This is a genomic window from Actinosynnema sp., assembly GCF_052038725.1.
Map to the genome: position 1 here is coordinate 1 of NZ_JBQGCX010000506.1, position 1,555 is coordinate 1,555.

The 1,555-nt window shown below is 73.4% G+C and carries 1 protein-coding gene and 1 pseudogene; both read right to left on the reverse strand.

Features of this window, described 5'->3' with window-relative positions; genetic code table 11:
* Nucleotides 1–318 (reverse strand): annotated as a pseudogene (locus tag ACTUAL_RS10105) (hypothetical protein); the annotation flags it as partial.
* Between the two features lie 201 nt (nt 319–519).
* Nucleotides 520–1,555: DUF4132 domain-containing protein (locus tag ACTUAL_RS10110; RefSeq protein WP_440900086.1), on the reverse strand; the 1,036-nt coding region annotated here is incomplete at its 5' end.

Sequence of the window (1,555 nt, forward strand, 5' to 3'; positions counted from 1 at the left end):
CTCGTCGACGTGCCGAGTGCGCAGGAGTTCGGCCCGCGCACCGGTACCGCTGTCCGCTCGACGGCGCACCGTGCGCTCGCTGACGCCCTCGCGCACCGCCAGCCGCGCCACCCGCTCCCGGTACGTCCCGCCCCGCTCGGAACCGAGCCCGAACGCGGCGGTCACGGCGAGGCGCTGGTGGGCCGGGAGGTCGTTGATGCTCCCTTCCAGCCCACCGGCCACCTTCGCGAGCACGGCTTCCGCGTCCTCGTCCTCGCGGACGTGGAACAGCCCCCGGACCAGTGGGCCCAGCCGGGAGGAGAAGCCCGGTTCGGTCACACCTCGACCGCGGCGCAGCCCCTTCAACTCGGCGACGAGTTCCGCCCCGGACCGGGGAGTCACCGACTGCGAACGGGACGAAGACCTTGGACCACGGCTGTCAAGCCTGGCGATCGCGGGCAGGGGCTGTCCAGACTCCGATCGGGTCGGCCCCGGCCTTCGTCCCCGGCTCCTGACGCGCTTCCCAGGAGCCGCCCACCGTCACGCCCGCAGCGACTCCAGGTCCGCGATCAGCTCCGACAGCACCACCGGGTCCAGCGTGGACAGGGACGGGGTCTCCTTGCCCTTCGGGTTCCAGTAGTAGCTCGCCGGGCGTTCCAGGGTCAGCGCGGCCAGGCGCTGCTTGTCCGAGATCAGCGACACCGCGCCCACGTACAGGCCTGGGTCCAGGGCGAGCACCAGGACCCTGGTCGGGCTCAGGCGCTTGACCATCCACGGCTCCACGCCCGCGTCCTGCGGTTCGGCGCGCTCCCAGCCACGGCGCACCAGCGACAGCAGCCTGCCCGTCTCGACCTCGCCCTCCAGCAGCGCCCCCACCGCCGCGTCGGCGTCCTCCGGGGCGTGCACCGGTCTGCCCAGCTGCGGGAACGGCTGGAGCAGCTCGTAGTCCGCGAACACCTCCGCCCACGCGTCCAGCTCCCCGGCCAGCAGCAGCGGGTGGGCGATGCGGACCTCCGCGTCGCCCGGCAGCAGCACCGGGTCGTCGGAGGAGTCGGCCAGGCTGTTGTCCTCGGCCAGGCGGAAGCTGAGCGCCTGCCCCGCGCCGTCCTCGGCGGGCCGCTCCGCAAGCCACACCAGGCGGCGCACCACGTGGCGCAGCAGCGGGTGCCCGGCCAGCAGGGTGGTGAACTCGGCGGTCGTCCAGCGCCTGCCCACCACCATCGCGTTCTCCAGGCGGACGATCTGGTCCGCCGCCGAGGTGCGCACGTCCTTCTTCAGCGCCGCGAACCTGCGGTGCGCCGCAGGCGCCAGCTCGGGGTCGTCCTTCGCGCCCGGCTTGGGCAGCTCCTTGCGGCGGTTGCCGCCCCCGTCGAGCACGTACGGCTTCAGGTGCTCGTCGAACCCGACCGTGAACCGGCGCGGACCGTAGTCCAGGACGAGCGTGCCGTCCGCGTCCAGCCCGAAGTCCGGCACGAGCCGGTCGGCCAGCTGGTCGGCGCTGAGGACGCGGTCGACGGCGATCAGCTCCAGCTTCTCCAGCGCGCTCGCCCTGAGCCCCTTGAACTTCACCTGCCGC